1 protein-coding gene and 1 pseudogene are annotated in these 3454 nt (G+C 41.1%); both read right to left on the bottom strand.

The genetic code is table 11. From position 1 onward, the window contains the following. Positions 1–1913, bottom strand: a 1913-nt coding sequence (gene tet(Q) / locus DW033_RS23915) for a tetracycline resistance ribosomal protection protein Tet(Q) (RefSeq protein ID WP_122383236.1), incomplete at its 3' end; no start/stop codon positions are given. A 662-nt stretch (positions 1914–2575) separates the two neighbouring features. Next, positions 2576–3454 (bottom strand): annotated as a pseudogene (locus DW033_RS23920) (helicase); the annotation flags it as partial.

Here is a 3454-nt window from a genome sequence, read left to right on the forward strand (position 1 = left end):
ATTGATTTTTGGAACATGAATAAAAGTTTATCTTTTTCGTTCATGCGGATATTATCAGAATAACCGTCTTTTGTTATTTGATACCCACATGGCTTAACCATAAAAATGCCTAAGCCCTTAGTGTACGAACTTACTTCTGAGGCATAGTCTTTACTTGTATTTAATGGAACTTTCCCTTTAATATGACACCACTCATTATTACAACTGATGTCTTCAATCTCAGACATCAGTTTTTGCAAATCTGTAATAGCTTTGGAACTCGCTACTTGGGGTATCTGCAACTCAAAACAGAGCATCGGTTCGAGAATGTCCACACCTGACTGTTGCAAAGCCAGCCTGAAGACATAAGGGGTCAGCTGTCTGAAATCAGCAGGTGTACTTACCGGGCTATAATACTCGGCTTGAGTAAAAGTTACTTTCAGATCTGTCACTTCCCATCCATGTAAACCAGATTGGCAAGACATACGAATCCCTTCAAAAACGGCATTTTGAAAAGAATGGTTCAGATAACCATAGGAGATGTCACTTTCGATTTGCAACCCTGCCCCTAACGGTAAGGGTTCAAGAGTCAGCCCTATTGTGGCCCAGTAAGGGTTGGGTGGTACTTCGATCTGAATAATCTTATTGACCTTTTTTATAGGTCGTTCTTTGTAGATAGTCTTGATCTCATCAAAATGGACCTTTACGGAAAATCGTTCTTCCAGCAATGTCTGTATGATTTCCTTTTGGGTCAAACCATATAACGAGATTTCCAATTCATCACTATATGAGTTTATGGAAAAGGACAAAGACGGGTCTTCAATCCACAATGTATTCAGAGCGGATATCACCTTGCTTCTCTCTTCGGGCTTATTTGGCCGGACGGAGGATTTGAGAGCGGGATGCTGATGAGATAATCCTTGAATCAAACAAGGTTTAGCACCTAAATAATCTCCGATTCGAAAATCTTCTATATCTTCTACAATCGCGATATCATTGGCACCCACTTCATCAACATTTATCTCTCTGCCCTGATAAATAGTCTTTAGATTTTTAATCTTGATGAATTTTTCCGAATCGTTGATTCTTACAATGTCTCGAAGTCTCAGACTTCCGTCAATTATTTTTAGAAAACTTCTTTTATGTCCTTTGGGGTCATGCTCTATCTTATAGAGATAAGCTGAAAGTCTGTTTGAGACTGATTCTGGAGGAAGTATAAAAGAAGAGATGGCGTCCAACAACTCATTGATACCGATATTGAACATTGCTGATCCATGTAGTACCGGATAGACTTTGGCTTTTGCCACAAGATCGATTATCGTATTCCAATAATCAGCCGGTGAAATTTCGCTATCCGCCAAATATCGTTCTAATATATTGTCGTCATGGTTGCATACAAATTCTTTGTATTCTTCCTTTATATATGTTTGGGAGCAAATCGGATAAACCAATCCATCGACAACAGTTTGCATAAACAGGACATCTTGAGACAGATTTGTTTTTATATCCAGATACAAACGCTCTAAATTCACACCGTCACGGTCAATTTTATTGATAAATATAATTGTCGGGATTTGCAGTTTTTGTAAAGTATTGAACAGCAACTTTGTTTGCGCTTGTATGCCTTCCTTTGCGGATAAGATGAGGACTGCTCCATCAAGCATTTTGAATGTCCGCTCCACTTCCGCAATAAAATCCATGTGTCCCGGAGTGTCAATGATATTGCATTTCACTCCATTCCAGATAATAGATGTCGTAGAAGCCCGAACAGTAATTCCTCTACGTTTCTCTATATCCATAGAGTCTGTTATGGTGTCACCATTATCCACACGGCCGCACTTTTCCGTTGCTCCACTGGCAAACAGCAGATTCTCGGTTACGGAAGTTTTTCCTGCATCAATGTGAGCAAGAATTCCTAAATTTATAATATTCATTTGGATTAAGCAATAATATACTACAATAGATGCATTGTCGAAACGCACCTTTTAATACCTCCTCGTAGCATGTGAGAACTACAGGATTACTAACTCGTATTAATATGTATATTATTACTGCCGCACAACGATTGCAAAATTACACAAAAAAAATATATCTAACAAAAGTGGGAGGATTTTTTAACTTTTTTTACCATAGACATTTTATTAGGGAAGCGTAGGTTCAACTGGTAAGTACAAATAAGTAGAAATGTTTGAACAACAACGTTTTAGGAAGTTGAAAAAAATCAAGTTTCTCTCTCGGTATAACGTTTATTTTGGCCAATATCTTCTTTAGTTTGGCATTTGAGTATTTCCCATTCGTGTTCTATTTAGCTCCTTATTATGAGTATGTAGCAAGTTGCTTATCAAATTCAGCCTCTTTGAGGGTCAAATATGGTTTTGCAAATGGTGACTGACAAGACATAAACAAGGTCAGCAGGATTTTTTACATAAATGGACATGAATGTATATAACCTAAAATAAGAATAAATTTTAATAAGGGCTGCCCAAAAAGAAAAAAAATGCAGTTGCCATCCTACAGATACTTGCAGAAAGGATAAAATTTACTTTTAGACCTTTTGGGATAGCCCTTATTAATACTTCAGATAAAATTCCTAAGGTTATATTTTCAATCCTTTGGACCGGGTTTCCTCCTTGGCATACAGCCCCGGATGCCCAGTTATGGTGTGATTGGCGATAATACTTTCCGATGGATTGCGTATTTGCGGTGATGTATCTTCGGGATATTGCCTGATACCGTTTCGCACACCTTTCGCTTCCGGTTTGACCTGTTGCCCTTCATGCTCCTTTTCGGTGATTTCGGGTGTAGGCGGCGCAAGTTCCAGCTGTATCTTGCGGTCAAGGGCGGCAAGTTCGGACTTCAACTGTTTCAGTTCTTCCTCCTTCTTCCACACCTTGCCTGCTATCTCCTGCAACTGCGGTATCTCACGTTCCAAGACCTCATTCTTCGCTTTATACTGGTCGATGATGGAGGGGATTCTCTCAATCGCGTTGAGGAAGTTGCGGGCGGCGGCCAACGGGTCAGCCAGCGCCAGATGCCCGTTGTTGTAGGTGTACTTGTAGTTCCCCTCGACCACGAAGCGGTTGTCGGTAAACTCCAATCCCTCTTTGAGTATCCTTTCGCTGACCACCTTTATCGGGAAACCGTAAAACTCTCCAACCTGCGTGTACAACCCTCCGGTCGTGGCATTCTTGGCTATCTCCTGCAAACGCTTTCCGATGACTTTCTCATCGGCGGAATCCACTCCGTCCACCTTTATTATATTAAGGTGATTGCCCTCCTTGTCGGTCTGCACCACAGAGAGGAAGCGGTTCCAGTCCTCCGTCATGGCATCTATGAAAGCTGTGTTGTTGCCCAGCTCGCGGGTCTTCGATTCCAGCTTGAACTCCGAATCACGCTTGCCCTTGTTGAACGACTTGCGTTCCCCTTCGAGCGAGGCGATACGTTTTTCCAGTTTCGCCTTGTCCAGCAGGTCGGT

The sequence above is a fragment of the Parabacteroides sp. AF39-10AC genome, assembly GCF_003635405.1.
Taxonomy (GTDB): domain Bacteria; phylum Bacteroidota; class Bacteroidia; order Bacteroidales; family Tannerellaceae; genus Parabacteroides; species Parabacteroides distasonis.